Genomic DNA, 20,600 nt, shown 5'->3' with positions numbered 1-20,600 from the left:
ATAAGGCGAATTTAATCTACCTTTGTGGCAGCGTTGCCATATTTTGTTATGTCATGTAGCTTGACGATGTTTATCTATCAACAAAGCGTCTATGGGTATGAATACTCATCAGAATGCCAAAACCAATCATCAATGTCATCATTGAAGTACCACCATAACTGACTAAGGGTAAGGGCACACCTACTACAGGTAAAATGCCTGATACCATACCAATATTGACGAAAATATAAACAAAGAAGGTTAAGGTAATACTGCCTGCCAGTAAGCGAGCAAAGGAGGTTTGCGCTCGCGATGCGATAACCAAGCCGCGGCCGATGATATACATATACAGGGCAAGTAACAGTAAACTGCCGATCAGGCCAAACTCTTCACCGATAACAGCAAAGATAAAGTCGGTATGGCGCTCTGGTAAAAACTCAAGTTGTGATTGTGAGCCTTGCAGCCAGCCTTTACCCCATAGACCACCTGAGCCAATGGCGATTTTCGATTGAATAATATGATAACCCGCGCCGAGAGGGTCGCGCTCAGGATCAAACAAGGTCATCACCCTAGTGCGCTGATAGTCGTGCATTAAGAAGTACCACAGTACCGGTAAAAAGGCTAAAACCGCGGTCACACAACTGCCGACAATTACCCAGCTCATGCCTGATAAAAACAGCACAAAAATCCCCGAAGCGGCGACCAAAATTGAGGTGCCTAAATCAGGTTGCTTAGCAATCAGTAACGTAGGAATTAGCAGAATAACCAAACCACCGGCTAAATAACGTTTTTTCGGTGGTAGCGGAAATTTACTGATGTACCACGCCATAGTAATAGGGAAGGCGAGTTTGATAAGTTCTGATGGCTGAAACTCCATAAAGCCTAAGTTTAGCCAGCGCTGTGCGCCCTTATTAATGGTGCCAAAAAAGTGTACCCCTAGCAGTAGGATGATACCTGCCACGTAAATGGGTAAAGCCCAGCGCCTGAGAATTTCAGGGTTTATTTGGGCAAAGATAAACATGACAAATAATGACAAGCCAAAGCGGGTTAATTGCCTTTCCATCATGGCAAAGTCTTCACCGCTGGCAGAATAAATCACAAACAAGCCAAAAATCATTAGCGCGAGTAGGCCCAACAATAACGGTAAGTCTATGTGTAGTTTTTGCCAAATAGTCTGTTTGTGTGGGTGGTGTGAGGTATTCATTGTTCCACCATCCATTGATCTCGTAACATGTATTCATCCAATAGCGCCCGGGCGACAGGTCCAGCATTGACTCCGCCCCAGCCAGCATTTTCAATAACCACCGCGAGAACAATCTTAGGGTTTTCATAAGGCGCGTAGGCAATAATTAAGGCGTTATCTCGTAAAAACTCTGACACGGTATCAGCATCGTATTTTTCATCTTGGGCAACACTAAATACCTGCGCAGTACCGGTTTTCATTGCTGCGGTATATTTGGCATCAGTAAAGCGAGACTTATCAGCCGTTTTTCGCATCGCTTCGTTAATGATTTCCCAGTTATTATCATCGTTTAATTTTATTGGTTCACGCTCATCAATCGGGGTATCGATTTTAGCGGTGTCATCTTTAAATGATTTTAATAAATGCGGCGTATAACGGGTGCCGTGATTGGCTAAAATGGTGGCGGCATTAGCAAGCTGTAATGGTGTAGAGGTCCAGTAGCCTTGACCAATACCCACCGAAATCGTATCACCAATATACCAAGGCTGATTGTAACGCATGCGCTTCCAATCTTTTGATGGCATGATGCCGTTGGCTTCTTCGTAGATATCAATGCCACTTGATTCGCCAAAACCAAATTGGTTCATGAAATCAGCAATCTTATCGACACCGACTTTATAGGCTAAGTCATAAAAGAAGGTATCACAGGAGTCCATGATGGCACTGTATACATCAACCCAGCCGTGGCCCCAGCGTTTCCAGTCGCGGTATTTACGTTCGACATTGGGGATTTGCCAAAAGCCTGGATCCCAGATGCGGGTTTTTTCGCTAATGGCTTTTTGTTCTAAGCCCAGTAGTGCAATATGCGGTTTTACCGTTGATGCTGGTGAGTATTGGCCTTGGGTTGCACGGTTGATAAGAGGGCGTGATTTATCGTTTAGTAGTGCGTTATACGCCTTGCTGCTAATACCGTGAACAAATAAATTAGGGTCATAACTTGGGCTTGATACCATCGCAAGTACGCCGCCATCTTGTGGATCGATTGCAACCACTGAGCCGCGGCGACCATCTAATAGTTCCATAGCTTTTTGCTGTAGTTTTAAATCTAAGGTGAGGTAAATATCTTGCCCAGGCGTTGGCGGGGTCACCTTCAAGGTGCGGATCACGCGGCCACGGTTATTCACTTCTTCTTCAAGGTGACCAGGGGTGCCTAATAATAGGCTCTCATAGAACTTTTCAATCCCCTGTTTGCCAATATCATTAGTGGCGGCGTAATTTTTCCAGGTACCCGATTTTTCAAGAGATGCGCGATCACGGGTGTTAATTTTACCCACATAACCCAATACGTGAGTCATCAAATCTTCATAGGGGTAATGGCGTTTAAGGCCTGCTTCGACTCTAAAACCGGGGAATTGATGTTGGTTAACACTGAATGCGGCAACTTGCTCTTCAGTTAATCGGCTTTTGATGGTTAATGGTTTAAAGCGGCGATGATAACGTAATCTTTCAGTGATACTTTCACGCTCTTCTTCAGTAAGGGCAATAACCTCATTGAGTTTATCTAGGGTCGCAGTAATATCTTTAGACTTTTCTGGGATGACTTCTAGGGTATAAAACGGCTGGTTTTCAGCAAGCAGTTGGCCGTTACGGTCGTAGATTAAGCCGCGACTCGGGGCTACGGGCACAACGCGGATACGGTTGTCATTAGAGCGGGTTTCATAATCAGTGTATGAGACAACTTGCAGTTGATAAAGGTTAGACAGTAAAACACTGATGAGAATAAACACGCACAGGAAAGTGAACAAAGCACGACGTTTGAATAGCGACGCCTCGGCAGCGTGGTCGTGCATGGCAATGCGCTTTTTTGGCGACACTTAAGCTTTCTCCGATGAGATTCAGGCTAATAAATTCAGATTTGTTATATTAGCTGAATTAGCTTTGCTTTTACCAGAGCCTTGACCAATAAGGTTTACTCTCTATGGTAGGGGTGGTTGTTATTTATACTCCATGCTCGATAAAGGCTTTCGGCAACCAGTACTCGAACTAATGGATGGGGCAAAGTGAGGGCGGATAAACACCAGCTTTGGCTTGCAGCAGCTTTGCATGCTGGCGCAAGACCTTCAGGACCGCCAATCAATAAACTGACATCACGGCCATCAAGCTGCCATTTGCTGAGTTGCTCGGCAAGTTGTGGGGTTTCCCAGTTCTTACCAGGCAAGTCTAGGCTTACAATGTGATTGCCTTTGGGTACTGCTGCTAGCATTAGTTCGCCTTCTTTTTGAAGAATGCGTGCTATATCAGCATTTTTACCGCGCTTTCCTGCGGGGATCTCAATCAACTCTAACGCCATATCACGAGGAAAACGACGTTGGTATTCTTCAAATCCGCGGGTTACCCAATCTGGCATCTTGGTGCCAACAGCAATCAGTTGTAACTTCATTATGCGTTGTTTTCAGACCATAGTTTTTCTAGATCATAAAACTCACGTGTTTGGTCTTGCATTACATGTAAGATTACGCCACCTAGATCAACCAGTACCCATTCACTGCTCTCACGGCCTTCAACACCTAATGGTTGTAAGCCTGCAGTTTTAGATTCAACGATCATATTTTCCGCAATTGCGCGAACGTGTGTTTTTGATGTGCCAGAGCAAATAACCATAAAATCAGTGATTTGTGATTGTTCTGCAACGTCTAATACCACAACGTCTTTGGCTTTCAGGTCATCGATTTTATCGATAACAAAATCTTTTAATTCCGTGCTCTGCACGTCACTTACCTCGATATATAAAAATAACGGGGCATTATACGCAAAATACCTATGCGAGCGCAATTGAAGCTGAAATTGATTTTAACAGCAGCGATTTTTGAGGCGGGAATTACGAGGGGTTAACGGTAAAGTTGATGTTGTAAAATATAGGCTTGGATGCACGCTGGGAGTTTTTTATTTAATGAGCCTTTTGCTAATTTCAAAGAGCCATCAGCGGAAAAATGAGTGCTTTGTGCGAGTAGTTTAGTGCTTTGGGTGGGTAAGTGAGTTTCGTTAGCCATTAACTGAGTCAGCTGCGCCCTTATTTCAGTAGAGGAGATATCTTGCAAGGTCACTTCAACTGGGAATATATTGCCAACTTTAGCCTCAATCGACTCAGCTTGCTGACAATCTACTTGCTTTTGTTTAAGCAGTTGCATCATCGGATGGTCATGGCTCGCTGACCAACCAGGGCGGCGACAAACCACCAAATGGCACAGGGCAAATAATTGCTGCCATTGATACCATGACGCTAGCTGAATAAAAGAGTCTGTGCCCATTATGAAATAAAATTGATGCTGGGGATAACGCTGGGTTAATAACTCAAGAGTGGTCACAGTGTAAGATGGACTATCACGATTAATTTCGATATCACACACTTCAAGCTCATCATATTGCTGACAAACTAACTCAGCCATAGCTAAGCGTTGCTCACTGCTAACTTTAGTGGTTTGTTTGTGAGGCGGGATATGATTAGGCATTAGCCAAATTTTGTCTAAATTGAGCTGTTGTTTTACTTCAATGGCAGGTTTGATATGACCATAATGAATGGGATCAAAGGTGCCGCCTAAAATCCCAATCTTCATGTTTGCAGTTCTATATGGGCTAATCGTCTGTGGGCATTAGGATCAAATAACAGACTTAAATGGCTGATAGCGGTCCAATCTTCTACCCCATGCTGCTTGAGGTTGCGCTCAATTTTTGAGGCAAAGGCTAGCATGTGTTCGATTTGACTGAGGCTCAGTCGGGTTAATGCCGCTTGATAAAAGGGTTTACGCTTATCCCAAATACGATGTTTAGACCATAAACTATTCAGTTGCTCGCCTTGCTCTACTGCAGATTTTAAACTGAGTAATACATTTAACTCTTTAAACAATGCCCACATTAGAATTGGCATCGCAGTGCCTTCAGCATTAAGCTGTACCAACATATGCTGGGCATGTTTTTGGTGGTTTCCTAGTAGCGCATCGGTTAACTGAAACACAGTAAAGCGCGACTGATCTTCAAAATAATCGTTTAAATGATCGCTGTGGATTGGCTTATCAGGGCTGAGTAATTGCAATAATTGCAAGGCTTGCTCAGCAGCCAACAAATTACCTTCAAACAAGTTAAACAGCATGGCTTTGGCGTCCATCTGCACCTGTAACTTGTAAAAATGAATGCGATTATCTAACCAGCGCTGGAACTGTTTCCCTTCAGGGGTAGCGCAAGGTAAATAAATACCGTCGTTATCAAGGGATTTAAACCATTTGCTTTTGGTTTCAGCAGATATCTTTGGCCCATGGATAATCAGAATAATATCCGGATTAGGATTTTGCATCATGGCTGTTAACGCTGCCGAACCTTCGGTGCCAGGTTTTGCTTGGGGAAGCGTCAACTCGATGATGCGGCGACTGGCAAATAAACTCATTGATTGCCACTCTTGTTGCAAATCATTCCAGCTAAAGCTGTTGTCTTGAGTTAAATGTACCCGCTCTTCAAAACCTTGTTTTTTAGCCGCGCTGAGAATTTGTGCTTTGCAGTTTTCAATTAACCATGGGTCGTCACCAAAGAGTAAATAACAACCATGGAGTGTTTTGAGATGCTGATTTAATTGATCTGGGTAAACCCGCATCAATTCACCTCGATTGAGGCCAGAGTTTGGATAATATTATCAGCCGCTTGAATACGCATTTCTTTGACTAACATTTCCATTTCTCGGCTTTTTGCGAGTGCAGTACGCGGATCGTCTTGATAATCACGGCGAATTTCAGATACGAATCGCTGTGGCTCGCTGCCTGGTATCATCACAGCGTAATTAACCACATAAATAAGCTCATACTCAGCTACGTTACCCGTAGGATATAAAGACAGGGTAGCACGCTCTAGGGAGTCATTGATGAGGCTTAAAGTGGGTGTTTCATCTGATGCGGGTACGGTTGCCACACGGTGAATACGTAAGCGTTCATTAACTAGACGGGTCAGTTCACTGTATTGGTCATTGGAACGCAGGTGCAATTCTTCAAGTTCGGCAGGAATTGAATAGCTACGTTGTAATTTAAAGCCGCAACCAGCACTGGTCATAATGACGAGCGCCAACAAGGCCAAGTTAATGCGTTTAATTAGCATCACTGTTTTTGGCATCCTTTAACTGTACATGCATAAGATGGGTATTAGGTTACATCTTTAACTTTATGAAGGTGACGAATGACGAGGCTAATTGCTTGTCATTTGTCACCTTCAAGCTATCGTTACTTATAAATGATTAATTAGCAACGATGTTTAGCAGTTTGCCTGGTACATAAATCACTTTGCGTACGGTGACGCCATCAGTGAATTTTTGTACGTTTTCATCAGCTAAACCTAGGGCTTCTACTTCTTCTTTAGCAGCATCTGCAGCTACTGTGATTTTAGCACGCAGCTTACCGTTAACTTGCACGATAATCAGTTTGCTGTCTTCAACTAGTGCTGACTCATCAACTGTTGGCCATAGGCTATCTTCGATATCAGTTTGGTTACCTAAGGCTGTCCACATGCTGAAACAAGTATGTGGGATGATTGGGTAAAGCAAACGTGTTACTGCTGATAATGCTTCTTGCATCAGGGCTCTGTCTTGCTCATTAGCAGACGGGGCTTTTTGCAACTTGTTCATCAGTTCCATGATAGCGGCAATGGCGGTATTGAACATTTGACGGCGTTCAACATCATCACTGACTTTAGCAATGGTTTTATGTAATTCACGACGAAGTGCTTTTTGATTGTTATCAAGTGCTTTAGGGTCAAGTTCAACCACATCACCTTGAGCGATATGATCATGAGCTGTTTTCCAGAAACGCTTAATGAATCGATGTGCGCCTTCAACGCTTGATTCTTGCCACTCAAGGGTTAACTCAGGTGGGGCTGCAAACATCATGAATAAACGCACGGTGTCAGCACCGTATTTATCAACCATTTCTTGTGGGTCGATACCGTTATTCTTAGACTTAGACATCTTGCTCATGCCGGTATAAACCAGTTCATGACCTTCACTGTCTACCGCTTTTACTACACGGCCTTTATCGTCAGTTTCTTGTACTGTAACGTCAGATGGTGAAACCCAAACGCGGGCGCCTTTCTCGTTGTTATAGTAATAAGCATCAGCCAATACCATACCTTGAGTCAGTAAGCGTTTGGCTGGCTCATCAGAGTCAACTAAACCAATATCACGTAGCAACTTGTGGAAGAAGCGGAAGTATAGCAAATGCATACAAGCATGCTCGATACCGCCAATATATTGATCCACTGGTAACCAGTAGTTTGCTTTAGCAGGATCAAGCATTTGATCTGCATGGGGGCTACAGTAACGGGCGTAATACCAAGATGATTCCATAAAGGTATCAAAGGTATCAGTTTCACGCAGTGCTGGCTGGCCATTTACCGTGGTTTTAGCCCACTCTTTGTCAGCTTTTATCGGGCTTTGAATACCATCCATTACCACATCTTCAGGTAATACAACCGGCAGTTGCTCAGCTGGTGTTGGCATTACGGTGCCATCTTCAAGCGTAACCATAGGGATAGGAGCGCCCCAGTAGCGTTGACGCGATACCCCCCAGTCACGCAGACGGAAGTTCACTTGACGCTTACCTTTACCTTCAGCAGTCAGTTTGGCATCAATAGCATCGAATGCAGCTTGGAACTCTAAACCGTCAAACTCACCTGAATTAAATAGCACGCCTTTATCAGTAAAGGCAGCTTCACTGATATCCACATCGCTATCAGCAGGCTTGATCACAGCTTCAATGGTTAAACCGTATTTTTTAGCAAACTCATAATCACGTTGGTCATGGGCTGGAACTGACATTACTGCGCCAGTACCGTAGTTCATTAATACAAAGTTACCGACCCAAATAGGCACTTCTTTGCCGGTTAATGGGTGGATTGCATTAAGACCGGTCGCAACGCCTTTCTTTTCCATTGCAGCCATAGCCGCTTCGGTAGTATCAACGTTTTTACATTCTTCAATGAATGCAGCAAGCTCAGGGTTATTCTTTGCTGCAGCTTCAGCAAGAGGGTGACCACTGGCAATTGCAACATAGGTTACGCCCATCACGGTATCAGGACGAGTGGTATAGATATCAAAGCTATCGTCACTGCCAGCAACACCGAAAGTCATTTCAATCCCTTCACTGCGGCCAATCCAGTTACGTTGCATCGCCTTAACTTGCTCAGGCCATTCATCTAACTTATCGATATCGTTTAATAGCTCTTCAGCGTAATCGGTGATTTTAATGAACCACTGAGGGATTTCTTTTTGAACCACCTCAGTGTCACAACGCCAACAGCAACCGTCTTGTACTTGCTCGTTAGCCAGTACTGTTTCATCGTTTGGACACCAGTTAACTGAGGCGGTCTTTTTGTAGACTAAGCCTTTTTCAAATAACTGGGTGAAGAACCATTGTTCCCACTGGTAATACTCAGGGGTGCAAGTCGCGATTTCACGACTCCAATCATAACCAAAGCCTAATAGCTTAAGTTGGTTCTTCATGTAGTCGATATTTTCATAAGTCCATGGCGCAGGCGCAGTCTTATTATTGATTGCGGCATTCTCTGCAGGTAGACCAAATGAGTCCCAACCGATAGGTTGTAACACATTTTTACCTTGCAAACGTTGGTAACGAGCAACAACATCACCTATGGTGTAGTTACGCACGTGTCCCATGTGAAGTCGGCCTGATGGATAAGGGAACATAGAGAGACAGTAAAATTTCTCTTTGTTTGCATCTTCAGTTACTTCGAAGGTTTTTTTGTCTTCCCAGTGCTTTTGCACCAAGGCTTCAATTTCTGAGGGATTATATTGCTCTTGCATCACTCTATTCCGGCCAATGCCGCCCATTGTTTGATCTAGCGCTAAAAAGCGCGAGTAAGATCTGCATAGAATAAACTAGAAGTGATGCATTAAAAAGGTTCAGATGAAGGAGTATTTACTATGAGTGGACGAAGTTCAGCGTTATTAGCACTATATAAGACGCTTTTTGAGCAAGTTAAGAAACAATATGATGAAGATAACTCATTGACGGCAAAGAGCCTTTTTGCTTCTGTGACCCAGTGTAAAGATTATTTGCAATTAAAGTCAGCCGCCGATGCCGAGGAGCTTGCTTTAGCAGAAGATTTTTTAAAGCGTGACATCGCCAGCTACATAAAAGAGGAAAATGCCGATAACCTCAGTTTTAGCCCAACTGTCATTGGTATTGAAAACACCTTATGGCACTGGCTGGGTGAAATTACTGATCGCAGCCAAGTAGAGTGGCATGAAATTGCCCAAGACTTTAAGCATCAGGGTTTTTATATGTCAGGGGAGGTGATTAACCAAGGTAAAGTGATTTGTACTGAGTGTAATCATGAAATGAAAATTGAATTCCCCAGTATTATTCCAGATTGCCCACAATGCGATAATGAAATGTTCACTCGAGAAGCGCTAACGCCTTAAAGCGCTGCCTATTTCAAACAATAGCACGATTTTAGAGATTGTTTGAGACAGTAACTATGCTAGCTGACTTAAGTGGCATAGTGCTTTACGTCTTATGTTTATGTAATAGTGTTTTACGGCTTATGTTTATGCAATAGTGTTTTATGGTCAATTTTTTATCGATTAACTGAGTTTAAAGCGCATATTTAGCAACCCGAGGTGCTAACTTGGTATGTTGGCGGGTTAGCTTCACTACTGGCCTGGGTGTACAAAAAATAGCAGTTGTCATCACGCACTTCACCATCGTCATTGAGATCATATCCAATATAGGTTTCAGGTGCACCTCGATATTGGATTTCCCAATCGTCCATCGACACAATCCATTTTTCGATATCAGTATTATCAAGATAACCGTTTATTAAACGGGTATTGAAACTGCCATCGCCTTCTAAATCGATATCGGTTAAATCATCACGACCTGGAACACTTCGGGTAGAAATACTGGGCATTTGCGTGCGTGCATAAACGAGGGTATTAGCTGCTTTAACGCTGCTCTGTAATTGTGATAATGCGTTAATTCGGGCTTCAGTGGCAAAGTTGATAAACTTTGGCGCAGCAATAATGGCAATGACGGCCAAAATGATAATGACCACCACTAACTCAATTAATGTAAATCCATTTGGATTGAATATATTTGGCTTAACTGGCAATGCTTGCTGCAATCATGGCCTCCTTGCTATTTTTTTCTGCCTTTGTTTAATAATAGTTGATATATAAAACTAAATAAAATTATCAAGCTACATAATATGAGTAACGGTGTTTGGCCTATTCGCTTAAACCAAGTTTCACCGTCATATAAGGCAACGTCAGCCACTAATACTCCAGATTTGAACTGTGGCAGTTGGTGAGTAATACGGCCTTTAATATCGACCACAGCGGTAACACCGTTGTTGGTGGCTCTGACTAAGGGGCGCCCCAACTCAATTGCGCGCATTTGGGCTATTTCCATGTGTTGCAGTGGCCCGATAGAGTCACCAAACCAGGCATCATTAGACACTGTGAGTAAAAAATCAGTGTCTTTATTCACATTGGCGCGTAATTGCTCAGGAAAGACGATTTCGTAGCATAAAGCCGGTGCCACTTGATAGCCTAAAGCATTAAGGTTTTTTTGCTCATAGGTGCCACGTGCAAAAGATGACATGGGTAAATTAAAAAACGGGGCTATTGGGCGTAAAAGGCTTTCAAAAGGGACAAACTCACCTATTGGTAATAGATGATGTTTCTTGTAATCATTAATGCCACTTCCAACGTAATCGCCCTCAGTCTGCTGAGGATGATAGGCATTGCCCAATACAATTAATGAGTTATAAAAGTCATTTTGTTGCATGCTAATAATACCGGTAATGATGGCGCTATTATTTAAATTAGCCACCTTGTCGGTATTATGTAAAAAGTCTGCCACCATAGCTTCAGGCGCTGGAATCGCGGCTTCAGGCCAAATGATGATATCAGCATCAAAATTAGGCCGACTTAAATCCATATACTTGAGTAAAGTTGGCCATAGTGCGTCAGGCTCCCACTTCATACTTTGCTCAATATTGCCTTGTACTAAAGCCACTTTAACCGTTTCATTTCGTGGGCTTATGTCGGAGATGTGCGGCGCAAGGTAAGTGCTGATAAATATCAAAGAGAATATGATGATAACACTGGCAAAACGTTGATATAACACCAGTGCGATACTGCCACAAACCAGTGCGATAACATAACTTAAGCCTAATGCGCCAATTATACTGCCAAGCTCTGACAATGGCCCTTGGGTTTGACTGTAGCCTGCCCATAACCAAGGGAAACCTGTGAGAACCCAACCGCGCATCCACTCGGTAAATACCCACAGTGCGGGGAATAACCCTAAGTAACGAAAATAAACTTGCCAGCCTTGAGTTTGCTGATATTGGGACAGTTTCGCAGTGAGATAACCTGCTAGCGCTGGAAATAAGGCCAGATAAAGCGCCAATATTGCCATTAATGCCATTGATACTATTAGCGGTAAACCACCAAAGGTATCAATGCTGACATGTACCCAACTAATGCCAAATGCAAAACAGCCAAAGCCGAAGCTTAACCAATGAAAGAAGTTTTCTTTCGGGGTTAGGCTGCGACTTTGCCATAAAACAAACAGCATTGCTGCGGGGTAAAAAGCCCAAATAGCGTAGGGGGCAAAAGCAAGTGTGGTTGAAGCACCTGCAACAAATGCAGTCACCATTTTAATCATTGATGACTTGGAAAGTTTATTTTTTAGCACAGAGTTAGTCGTCGAGTTCTTCTAGCAGTTTTTGATCGGGTAACTTCACACTAAGTTGAATTAAACGTCTGGTGTCAGCATTGGTGACTTTAAACTCGATATTATCGATAACGACAGTTTCATTTCGCTCTGGTAAGTGACCAAATGCGTGTGAAACTAAGCCGCCTACGGTATCAAATTCTTCGTCGCTAAATTGGGTGCCACAAGCGTCATTAAATTCATCAATCGGTGTACGTGCTTTAATCATAAACACGGTGTTACTGATCTTTTTGATTTCGGTATCTTCTACTGAACTATGATCGAACTCGTCTTCGATTTCACCGACGATTTCTTCTAAGATATCTTCAATCGTCACTAGGCCGGATACACCGCCATATTCATCGACCACGATGGCCATATGATATCGCTGGGAGCGGAATTCTTTTAGCAGTACATCAACGCGTTTGCTTTCAGGCACAACAACCGCAGGCCTGATGACTTGATGCAATGAGAAAGGTTGAGCTGATTGTTTGAAACCATATTTAAGTAAATCTTTTGCAAGCAAAATACCTTCAATATGATCTTTATCCTCGTTGACCACAGGAAAACGGGAGTGTGCAGACTCAATGACTGTTTCTAGTAGCTCTTCAACAGTGCTATCGATTTGCAATGTGACTATTTGGCTTCGAGGGATCATGATGTCGCGTACCCGCAACCCTGATACTTCTAATACGCCATTCATCATTTCGCGGGTGTCTTCAGTAATTAAAGAGCGCTCTTCTGCGCCAGCAATTACATCAACTAAGTCTTCGCGATTTTGAGGTTCGCCCTGAAACATCTGACTAATTTTGCCAATCCAGTTCTTCTTACGGGCGTTGGTACTCGGTGGGATGTCGTCACTCATAATATTTTACTAAATCAAAATCAGCATGTTATATGCAGTCGTCTGATTTATTTACGCTTCCTTATATGGATTTGAAAAACCTAAGCCTTCAATGAGTTGAGTCTCTAATGACTCCATTTCTTCAGCTTCATTATCGATAATATGGTCATAGCCTAGTAAATGCAAGCAGCCGTGAATAACCATATGGGCCCAATGTGCGACAAGGGGCTTATTTTGTTGATTTGCTTCAAGTTCTACCACCTCAGCACTAATGATGAGATCGCCTAATAGCGGTAACTCAATCCCTGGAGGCGCTTCAAAGGGGAAAGACAATACATTAGTCGGCTTGTCTTTACCACGGTAAGTATTATTAAGTTGCTGGCTTTCAGTATTTTCAACAATTCTGATGGTCAGTTCAGCTTGCGCCATAGTGTTACCAAGGGCTGTCGCTACCCATAGCTCAAATTCACTTCGGCTGGGGAGCTTACTGCTGTCAGTAACGGCAATTTGCAGATCTAAATCAAGTTTAAGACTCATTATTTATTGCTCCGTCTTTACTGATCTCGTTGGCGTTAACGTCCACATTGGCCATTTGTTCATTAAAGGCCGTTTGACGTTGTTTATACTGGCGCTCTTTTTCAGCTTTTTGTGCTAGCTCTTTTGAATCAAAGGCTTCATAAGCTTCGACAATTCTTGCCACAATCGGGTGACGCACCACATCTTGAGACATAAAGAAGTTGAAGCTGATTTCATCGACCTCACTCAATACTTCAATGGCTTGGCGAAGCCCTGATTTTTGACTGCGAGGCAAATCTATCTGGGTAATATCACCGGTGATCACCGCTTTCGAGTTAAAGCCGATACGGGTTAAGAACATTTTCATTTGCTCAACGGTAGTATTTTGGCTTTCATCCAATATAACAAACGCATCATTTAGGGTTCGACCACGCATATAGGCTAAAGGCGCGACTTCAATAATATTACGTTCAAGTAGCTTTTCAACTTTCTCAAAGCCCATCATTTCAAATAAGGCATCATAAAGCGGGCGTAAATAGGGATCGACTTTCTGACTTAAATCCCCTGGTAAAAAACCTAATTTTTCGCCAGCCTCAACAGCTGGGCGGGTAAGGAGTATTCGTCTTACTTCTTGTCTTTCAAGGGCATCAACAGCTGCGGCAACTGCTAAAAAGGTTTTACCGGTACCGGCAGGTCCCACACCAAAGGTAATGTCGTGTTTGGCCATATTCGCCACATACACAGACTGGTTTGGATTGCGAGGTTTGATGATGCCGCGTTTAGTTTTGATATGCAGGGTGTCATCTTCAGCCGATGATTCAGCTTCGAGGTTAATGACCTCCTGAATGGCTAAATGCACTCGCTCTGGCTCTAAATCTGGGGTGCTACCTTTAACAGTTTGGGTTTCAATGTATAGCTGTTTCAGTAAATTATTAGCATTAAAGGCATGTCTTGGCAGGCCAACGATTTTGAAATGATTATTCTTATGGATAATCTCAACACCTAAACGACGTTCAAGCTGTTTAATGTTGTCATCATATGGACCACATAATGAGGCAATTCTTCGAGTTTCAGCAGGCTCGAGGTATAAATTCATGGTAGTAACTTTAGTGGACAAAAATAATGCTCCAAAAGAAAAAGAATGCGAATAGGTATAAAAGTTAAAATACCACGGTATTAACTGAAAAGCACAATAAAGGCGGCTCGAGGCCGCCTTTATTAAATAATGATAAACCCGTTTTATGGCTAAATTAGCTGCCTGGGGTAAATTGGCTTACACCAATATCATCATCAGTTTTGTGTTTGGCTACGATATCTGACGGACGTAAACTTCGACGTAAATCCATCTCGTCTTCGCCACGAATAAATACGCCGCGCAGCGAGTTTGTATATACATCAACAATTTCAACATCCACAAAACCGCCAATACACTTAGGATCAGCTTCAAAGTTCACTACGCGGTTATTTTCAGTACGGCCGCGAAGCTCCATAGGGTTCTTAACTGAAGGGCCTTCAACTAAAATACGTTGAACAGTGCCTAACATTTGGCGGCTGTAGCGCATGGCTTGTTGGGTAATACGGTCTTGTAAAATCGCTAAGCGCTTTTTCTTTTCTTCCATGGTGACATCATCTGGCAAATCAGCCGCTGGTGTTCCTGGACGGGCGCTGTAGATAAAGCTAAAGCTGTGGTCAAAACTGACATCTTCAATCAACTTCATGGTGTCTTCAAATTCAGCATTTGACTCACCAGGGAAGCCGACAATGAAGTCGGAACTGATTTGGATATCAGGGCGCGCTTTACGTAAACGACGAATAATTGATTTATATTCAATTGCCATATGACCACGTTTCATATTAGTTAGAATGCGGTCTGATCCCGATTGCACTGGTAAATGTAAGAAACTCACCACTTCAGGGGTATCTTCATAAACATCGATAATGTCTTGTGAAAACTCAATGGGGTTACTCGTTGTGTAACGCACACGGTCGATACCATCAATTGATGCCACTAGACGCAATAACTCTGCGAAGGTGCAAATATCATCATCATGGGTAGCACCGCGAAACGCATTCACGTTTTGACCAAGCAGGTTTACTTCACGTACACCTTGTTCAGCAAGTTGTGCGATTTCTAAAATGACATCATCAACCGGGCGGCTAACTTCTTCACCGCGGGTGTACGGCACTACGCAGAATGAACAGTATTTACTGCAGCCTTCCATAATAGACACAAACGCCGATGGACCGTCAGCGCGAGGCTCAGGTAGGCGATCGAATTTTTCAATTTCAGGAAAGCTCACATCAATAACTGCTTTATCGCCATTATTAATTTGGGTGATCATCTCAGGTAAGCGATGTAAGGTTTGTGGGCCAAAAATAATATCAACGCACTGAGCACGTTCTTTAATGGCTTTACCTTCTTGTGAGGCAACACAACCACCTACACCGATAATTAGATTAGGTTTTTTGTCTTTGAGGGTTTTCCAGCGACCAAGCTGATGAAACACTTTTTCCTGCGCTTTTTCGCGAATTGAACATGTGTTTAGTAGCAGTACGTCTGCTTCTTCAGCATCCTCAGTCAAGGTATAACCTTGATAATCGTCCAGCAAGTCAGCCATTTTAGATGAATCATATTCATTCATCTGACAGCCCCAGGTCTTTATGTGTAGTTTTTTACTCATCAGTTACGCCGTTCTATTACCACAGAAAAATAGCCGAGTATTTTAACTGCACAAAGGCTCGCTGGCTAGCCTTTGTGCACACTTAAGCGGCATTATTCTGAAATGACTAATACCCCTATATTTTCAGGGTGTTTATCTATTTGGGCTAACTCATTTGATTGATTGGTAAAATAGCCAAATTGTTTCGCCATTGTGACGTTATCTTGTCTTGCTTGAACAATTATTTTTTGCGCTAGCTCTCTATTAAACTGCGTAAGCATTTCCGTGGTTTGTTGATATAAGGCATAATCGAAGGATGAACGGTGAATAACCGTAATGGTTTCCATCGGTTGTACTTCGGCTTGTGCTGTCATTGGCATAATGGCTGCGCCAGCAACAAGCCCTGCAAGTAGCGGCATAGTATAGAGTGACTTAGTAAACTTTTTTACATAACTCATTAACGTATTACGGCTGCTTGTTAGTGATTTAAGGGTTCCATTATTAGATTGTACATAGGTGCTTTGACTGAACATACTATCCTCTCTTACCTTGACATTTAAGGGGTTGGTTGCAAGGCATGTCATACTAGACAGTCTCAGTATAAGGTAAGGTTTGGTGGTTAAAGTTTAACCAGTGTAAGCAAGTGTTGCTCAAACTCAAGATAGCAACATATCGACACAATCGAGGCGTTACAGACACCTTTGTACATAGTTTCAATGACACTTATTGGCACATAATAGTAGCCGCTGTCATGGCGTTTCAGTATTACAGCTTTTTTAAAGGTAAATAGACAATGCATCAAGCATCGAATGTAGTTGAACATGATGTCGTCATCGTTGGCGGTGGTATGGTGGGCGCAGCTGTAGCTGTAGGATTAGGTCAGCTTGGCTTAAATGTTGCCATGGTTGAAGCATTCGCGCCTAAAGCCTATTTACCTGAGCAGCCGTTAGATTTGCGCGTATCAGCTATTAGTGTGGCCTCTGAGCAATTACTCGAACGCTTGGGCGTAATGGAGCAATTACGCACTATGCGTCATGTGGCCTATAAAGGTTTAGAAACCTGGGAGCTCGATGATTGCATTACCCGTTTTCATGCTGATCAGATCGATGAATCACATCTGGGCTATTTTTTTGAGAACCGCTTAATTCAACTGAGTCTGTGGCAGCAAATTGAAAAGATGGACAATGTGCATTGTTATTGCCCTGATAGCGTTGCTAAGTTCGAGCGTATTGAAATGAGCAATAGTGACGTAAAATCATTGTCTCAAGGAATGAAAGCGACCCTTAAAAGTGGCGTTGAATTACATGCATCATTATTAGTTGGCGCAGATGGGGCTAACTCACAAGTAAGACAATGGGCCGGTATTGGTATTACTGGCTGGGATTATGCTCAGTCAGCCATGCTCATTAATGTTGAAACTGACACCGCGCAGCAAGACATAACTTGGCAACAGTTTACCCCTCAAGGGCCACGCTCATTACTGCCATTACCGGGTAATAACGCCTCATTAGTATGGTATGACAGTAATAGTCGCATTAAGCAGCTTATGCAGCTCAATCATAAACAACTGGCTGAGCAAATTAAGCTTAACTTTCCATCAAGGCTTGATGAGAACTTTACCGTTATAGCTAGAGGCAGTTTCCCGCTCACAAGACGTCATGCCCAAGATTATTGCCAAGATAATATTGTGATTTTAGGTGATGCAGCCCATACCATTAACCCGCTTGCAGGGCAGGGCGTCAATATTGGTTTTAAAGATGTCGATGTATTGATTGCAACCATTGCCGATGCAGTAGGCAATGATAAACCTTGGTGGACAGCATCTTGTTTAAAGCAGTATCAATGCAAACGTTATAGCGATAATTTATTGATGATGTCAGCAATGGATGCATTCTATGCAGGCTTTAGTAATGATTTATTACCAATAAAACTGTTAAGAAATGGGTTGTTGAAACTGGCAAACTACGATAATCCGATCAAACAGAAAGTGCTTAAATACGCATTGGGTTTAGCGTAACTTATTCTATTTAATCAGCAATCACGCCTTCCCCCACCACGCAATTTCTAATGGCGGTTAACTATATTCACTGTGAACTTTTTCACAGTGAGGTTATCCCCATTCTGTCTAATTATCACAGTGTATTTGTTGAGTTCAGTTTTGAGTGTTAAAATGCCGCGCTTTAGCGCCTTCAAATCACAAAATCTTAGTCTATAACTATTAAGATGGATAAATGATATTGAAGATAACGCAGTCATTTAACCACTGAAATTGAGTGCTAATGAGTCAAATAAAACTAATTGTCGGCCTTGCTAACCCAGGTGCAGAATACGCCCACACTCGTCATAATGCGGGTGCATGGTATGTACAAGAGTTAGCGCGTTTATGTGGCGCCACCTTAGCGCCAGACAGTAAATATTTTGGCTTAACCGCCAGAGTCACTATTGATGGTAAAGATGTGCGTCTACTTATACCTACTACGTTTATGAATTTAAGCGGTAAGTCAGTGGGCGCATTAGCGAACTTTTTTCGTATTTTACCTGAAGAGATATTAGTGGCCCATGATGAGCTTGATATGGAGCCGGGCGTTGCCAAGTTTAAATTGGGCGGTGGTCATGGTGGTCATAACGGCTTAAAAGATATTATTGCTAAGCTTGCCAATGAAAAAGGCTTTTACCGATTACGTATTGGTATTGGTCACCCTGGAGATAAAAACCGCGTCAGTGGTTATGTCTTAGGTAAAGCGCCAGCGAGCGATCAAGAAAAGATGGACGCAGCAATAGATGAAGCGGTGCGTTCAACTGAAATATTGTTTAAACAAGACATGGCGAAAGCGATGCACCGATTACACACATTCAAAGCGCTCTAATTAGCCGCGCTTTGATTATTGATTTGACACAACTTACCACTTCCTAGGTGAGTTTAATTATATAAAGGTAAAAATATGGGTTTTAAATGCGGCATTGTGGGTTTGCCAAATGTTGGTAAGTCAACACTATTTAATGCGTTAACTAAAGCAGGAATCGAAGCTGCTAACTTCCCGTTTTGTACCATTGAGCCAAATACGGGTGTGGTTCCAGTACCTGATCCACGTTTAGATGCATTAGCAGCGATTGTTAATCCAGAACGTATTTTACCGACTACAATGGAATTTGTGGATATTGCAGGTTTAGTTGCTGGCGCATCAAAAGGTGAAGGTTTAGGTAACAAGTTCCTAGCTAACATTCGTGAAACGGATGCCATTGGTCACGTTGTACGTTGTTTTGAAGATGACAACATCGTTCATGTTGCTAACAAGGTTGACCCTGCAGGCGATATTGATGTTATCAACACTGAACTTGCGTTAGCGGATTTAGACAGCTTAGAGCGTGCTATCTTCCGTCAGCAAAAGCGCGCTAAAGGCGGCGACAAAGATGCTAAGTTTGAAGTAGAAGTACTTGAAAAAATGCGTCCAACTTTAGATGAAGGCCAAATGCTGCGTTCATTAGAGTTAAGCAAAGAAGAAATGGCTGCAATTGCCTACCTTAACTTCTTAACCCTAAAGCCAACCATGTACATTGCTAACGTATCTGAAGATGGATTTGAGAATAACCCACATTTAGATGCTGTTAAAGCCATTGCCGCGACAGAAAACGCCGTGGTGGTTGCAGTATGTGCCGCTATTGAGTCTGAGCTTGCTGAAATGGACGCTGAAGAGCGTGATGAGTTTATGGCAGACCTTGGTCTTGATGAGCCAGGGCTTGATCGCGTTATTCGTGGTGGTTATGAATTATTGGACTTACAGACTTACTTTACTGCAGGTGTAAAAGAAGTAAGAGCATGGACTGTGCCAGTAGGCGCCAGTGCGCCACAAGCTGCTGGTGTGATCCACACCGACTTTGAGCGTGGCTTTATTCGCGCCCAAGTAATGGCCTATGATGACTTTATCGAGTTTAATGGTGAAGCAGGTGCTAAAGAAGCAGGTAAGTTACGCGTAGAAGGTAAAGCTTATATCGTTAAAGATGGCGATGTAATGCATTTCTTATTCAACGTATAAATAGTATTTGCAGACTTTAATTAGTCAAACAAGCGGTCGAGGTTAACTTTTTTGGTCAAATATGCCGATTTGCTACGCAGTTTGGTGAACTTATAGCCGAACAGTGCCAATTGATGAAAATAGCTAAAAAAAGCAGTTGACCTCGATACGCTGAATAAGCATAATACGCCCCGTCCTCACGACGAGGGCAACGAAAGATAAAGTGGCAATGTAGCTCAGCTGGTTAGAGCACAGCATTCATAATGCTGGGGTCGCAGGTTCAAGTCCCGCCATTGCTACCATCTTCTCAAGATGTCAAACTAGAGATTCGCTGGTTAGTTAAGGCCGCAAGGTTTTAGAAATATGACTGGCTACCTTCTCAAGGTTAAATGAGCATCGTGTTCTGGATGTTAAACAGAGTCAGTGCGGGAGTGGTGGAATTGGTAGACACGCCAGATTTAGGTTCTGGTGCCGTAAGGTGTGAGAGTTCAAGTCTCTCTTCCCGTACCATTATATAGAAAGGCTGGCATTAGCGGGTTTTTCGAAAAAGCTTTAGATTGGGATATCGCCAAGTGGTAAGGCACCGGGTTTTGATCTCGGCATCCCCAGGTTCGAATCCTGGTATCCCAGCCA

At 42.9% G+C, this 20,600-nt stretch carries 18 protein-coding genes, 3 tRNA genes and 1 pseudogene; 7 read left to right on the top strand and 15 right to left on the bottom strand.

Features of this window, described 5'->3' with window-relative positions:
• Positions 1–70: 70 nt before the first annotated feature.
• The 8 genes and pseudogenes from rodA to leuS all read right to left on the bottom strand — a co-directional run bounded on the left by rodA (position 71) and on the right by leuS (position 9,014).
• The gene (gene rodA / locus Q4591_RS01385) at positions 71–1,183 is read right to left on the bottom strand and encodes a rod shape-determining protein RodA (protein ID WP_303458960.1); all 1,113 of its coding nucleotides are present in this window, start codon (positions 1,181–1,183) and stop codon (positions 71–73) included.
• Positions 1,180–3,036 (bottom strand): penicillin-binding protein 2, encoded by a 1,857-nt coding sequence (gene mrdA / locus Q4591_RS01380; protein ID WP_102477088.1) that lies wholly within the window; start codon positions 3,034–3,036, stop codon positions 1,180–1,182. The genes rodA and mrdA overlap by 4 nt, the downstream gene beginning before the upstream one ends.
• Before the next feature lie 95 nt (positions 3,037–3,131).
• Positions 3,132–3,602: a 23S rRNA (pseudouridine(1915)-N(3))-methyltransferase RlmH gene (rlmH, locus tag Q4591_RS01375; protein ID WP_076543100.1), complete on the bottom strand. Its 471-nt coding sequence runs from the start codon at positions 3,600–3,602 to the stop codon at positions 3,132–3,134.
• Positions 3,602–3,931 (bottom strand): ribosome silencing factor, encoded by a 330-nt coding sequence (gene rsfS, locus Q4591_RS01370; protein ID WP_076543101.1) that lies wholly within the window; start codon positions 3,929–3,931, stop codon positions 3,602–3,604. The genes rlmH and rsfS overlap by 1 nt, the downstream gene beginning before the upstream one ends.
• A gap of 230 nt (positions 3,932–4,161) precedes the next feature.
• Positions 4,162–4,776 (bottom strand): annotated as a pseudogene (gene nadD, locus Q4591_RS01365) (nicotinate-nucleotide adenylyltransferase); the annotation flags it as partial.
• The gene (gene holA, locus Q4591_RS01360) at positions 4,773–5,804 is read right to left on the bottom strand and encodes a DNA polymerase III subunit delta (protein WP_102438993.1); all 1,032 of its coding nucleotides are present in this window, start codon (positions 5,802–5,804) and stop codon (positions 4,773–4,775) included. The gene holA and the pseudogene nadD, both read right to left, overlap by 4 nt.
• A complete protein-coding gene (gene lptE, locus Q4591_RS01355) occupies positions 5,804–6,298 on the bottom strand; it encodes an LPS assembly lipoprotein LptE (protein ID WP_303459162.1) in 495 nt (164 codons plus the stop codon). The genes holA and lptE overlap by 1 nt, the downstream gene beginning before the upstream one ends.
• 136 nt (positions 6,299–6,434) lie before the next feature.
• Positions 6,435–9,014, bottom strand: a complete 2,580-nt coding sequence (gene leuS / locus Q4591_RS01350; RefSeq protein WP_102439165.1) for a leucine--tRNA ligase — start codon at positions 9,012–9,014, stop codon at positions 6,435–6,437.
• Between the two features lie 120 nt (positions 9,015–9,134).
• On the opposite strand from leuS, the gene Q4591_RS01345 reads away from it, so the two are divergent.
• Positions 9,135–9,635, top strand: a complete 501-nt coding sequence (locus Q4591_RS01345; RefSeq protein WP_076543105.1) for a zinc ribbon-containing protein — start codon at positions 9,135–9,137, stop codon at positions 9,633–9,635.
• A 185-nt stretch (positions 9,636–9,820) separates the two neighbouring features.
• Here the strand turns inward: Q4591_RS01345 and Q4591_RS01340 are convergent, their stop codons facing one another.
• The 7 genes from Q4591_RS01340 to Q4591_RS01310 all read right to left on the bottom strand — a co-directional run bounded on the left by Q4591_RS01340 (position 9,821) and on the right by Q4591_RS01310 (position 16,487).
• The gene (locus tag Q4591_RS01340; RefSeq protein WP_102438989.1) at positions 9,821–10,336 is read right to left on the bottom strand and encodes a prepilin-type N-terminal cleavage/methylation domain-containing protein; all 516 of its coding nucleotides are present in this window, start codon (positions 10,334–10,336) and stop codon (positions 9,821–9,823) included.
• A 14-nt stretch (positions 10,337–10,350) separates the two neighbouring features.
• Complete coding sequence (gene lnt / locus Q4591_RS01335) at positions 10,351–11,886, bottom strand: apolipoprotein N-acyltransferase (protein WP_303458957.1); 1,536 nt, start codon at positions 11,884–11,886, stop codon at positions 10,351–10,353.
• Positions 11,887–11,920: 34 nt separating this feature from the next.
• Positions 11,921–12,799, bottom strand: coding sequence for a CNNM family magnesium/cobalt transport protein CorC (corC, locus tag Q4591_RS01330; RefSeq protein ID WP_102438987.1), 879 nt, complete (start codon positions 12,797–12,799; stop codon positions 11,921–11,923).
• Positions 12,800–12,850: 51 nt separating this feature from the next.
• On the bottom strand, positions 12,851–13,315 hold the full coding sequence (ybeY, locus tag Q4591_RS01325) for an rRNA maturation RNase YbeY (protein WP_102477091.1): 465 nt from the start codon (positions 13,313–13,315) through the stop codon (positions 12,851–12,853).
• Positions 13,305–14,411 (bottom strand): PhoH family protein, encoded by a 1,107-nt coding sequence (locus Q4591_RS01320; protein WP_102438983.1) that lies wholly within the window; start codon positions 14,409–14,411, stop codon positions 13,305–13,307. The genes ybeY and Q4591_RS01320 overlap by 11 nt, the downstream gene beginning before the upstream one ends.
• Before the next feature lie 133 nt (positions 14,412–14,544).
• Positions 14,545–15,975, bottom strand: coding sequence for a tRNA (N6-isopentenyl adenosine(37)-C2)-methylthiotransferase MiaB (gene miaB / locus Q4591_RS01315; RefSeq protein WP_102438981.1), 1,431 nt, complete (start codon positions 15,973–15,975; stop codon positions 14,545–14,547).
• A gap of 92 nt (positions 15,976–16,067) precedes the next feature.
• Positions 16,068–16,487, bottom strand: coding sequence for a hypothetical protein (locus Q4591_RS01310; RefSeq protein WP_102438979.1), 420 nt, complete (start codon positions 16,485–16,487; stop codon positions 16,068–16,070).
• 260 nt (positions 16,488–16,747) lie between these two features.
• Between Q4591_RS01310 and Q4591_RS01305 the strand changes: the two genes are divergently transcribed.
• From Q4591_RS01305 to Q4591_RS01280, 6 genes are all read left to right on the top strand, one after another.
• Complete coding sequence (locus Q4591_RS01305) at positions 16,748–17,971, top strand: FAD-dependent monooxygenase (protein WP_303410541.1); 1,224 nt, start codon at positions 16,748–16,750, stop codon at positions 17,969–17,971.
• 262 nt (positions 17,972–18,233) lie between these two features.
• The gene (gene pth, locus Q4591_RS01300; protein ID WP_102438975.1) at positions 18,234–18,821 is read left to right on the top strand and encodes an aminoacyl-tRNA hydrolase; all 588 of its coding nucleotides are present in this window, start codon (positions 18,234–18,236) and stop codon (positions 18,819–18,821) included.
• Positions 18,822–18,896: 75 nt separating this feature from the next.
• Positions 18,897–19,988, top strand: coding sequence for a redox-regulated ATPase YchF (ychF, locus tag Q4591_RS01295; RefSeq protein WP_102438973.1), 1,092 nt, complete (start codon positions 18,897–18,899; stop codon positions 19,986–19,988).
• A gap of 204 nt (positions 19,989–20,192) precedes the next feature.
• Positions 20,193–20,269 (top strand) — tRNA-Met (locus Q4591_RS01290).
• A gap of 123 nt (positions 20,270–20,392) precedes the next feature.
• A tRNA-Leu gene (locus Q4591_RS01285) sits at positions 20,393–20,477 on the top strand.
• 48 nt (positions 20,478–20,525) lie between these two features.
• Positions 20,526–20,600, top strand: a tRNA-Gln gene (locus Q4591_RS01280).

It is taken from the genome of Shewanella sp. 3_MG-2023 (genome assembly GCF_030548765.1).
Lineage (GTDB): Bacteria > Pseudomonadota > Gammaproteobacteria > Enterobacterales > Shewanellaceae > Shewanella.
This window is presented reverse-complemented; position numbering and strand designations above follow the sequence as displayed.

Excerpts from the sequence above, each read along its gene's own strand:
- rodA (WP_303458960.1), bottom strand. The coding sequence starts at position 1,183 with ATGAATACCTCACACCACCCACACAAACAGACTATTTGGCAAAAACTA.
- rlmH (WP_076543100.1), bottom strand. The coding sequence starts at position 3,602 with ATGAAGTTACAACTGATTGCTGTTGGCACCAAGATGCCAGATTGGGTA.
- holA (WP_102438993.1), bottom strand. The coding sequence starts at position 5,804 with ATGCGGGTTTACCCAGATCAATTAAATCAGCATCTCAAAACACTCCAT.
- lptE (WP_303459162.1), bottom strand. The coding sequence starts at position 6,298 with ATGCTAATTAAACGCATTAACTTGGCCTTGTTGGCGCTCGTCATTATG.
- leuS (WP_102439165.1), bottom strand. The coding sequence starts at position 9,014 with ATGCAAGAGCAATATAATCCCTCAGAAATTGAAGCCTTGGTGCAAAAG.
- Q4591_RS01345 (WP_076543105.1), top strand. The coding sequence starts at position 9,135 with ATGAGTGGACGAAGTTCAGCGTTATTAGCACTATATAAGACGCTTTTT.
- lnt (WP_303458957.1), bottom strand. The coding sequence starts at position 11,886 with ATGATTAAAATGGTGACTGCATTTGTTGCAGGTGCTTCAACCACACTT.
- corC (WP_102438987.1), bottom strand. The coding sequence starts at position 12,799 with ATGAGTGACGACATCCCACCGAGTACCAACGCCCGTAAGAAGAACTGG.
- ybeY (WP_102477091.1), bottom strand. The coding sequence starts at position 13,315 with ATGAGTCTTAAACTTGATTTAGATCTGCAAATTGCCGTTACTGACAGC.
- miaB (WP_102438981.1), bottom strand. The coding sequence starts at position 15,975 with ATGAGTAAAAAACTACACATAAAGACCTGGGGCTGTCAGATGAATGAA.
- Q4591_RS01310 (WP_102438979.1), bottom strand. The coding sequence starts at position 16,487 with ATGTTCAGTCAAAGCACCTATGTACAATCTAATAATGGAACCCTTAAA.
- Q4591_RS01305 (WP_303410541.1), top strand. The coding sequence starts at position 16,748 with ATGCATCAAGCATCGAATGTAGTTGAACATGATGTCGTCATCGTTGGC.
- pth (WP_102438975.1), top strand. The coding sequence starts at position 18,234 with ATGAGTCAAATAAAACTAATTGTCGGCCTTGCTAACCCAGGTGCAGAA.
- ychF (WP_102438973.1), top strand. The coding sequence starts at position 18,897 with ATGGGTTTTAAATGCGGCATTGTGGGTTTGCCAAATGTTGGTAAGTCA.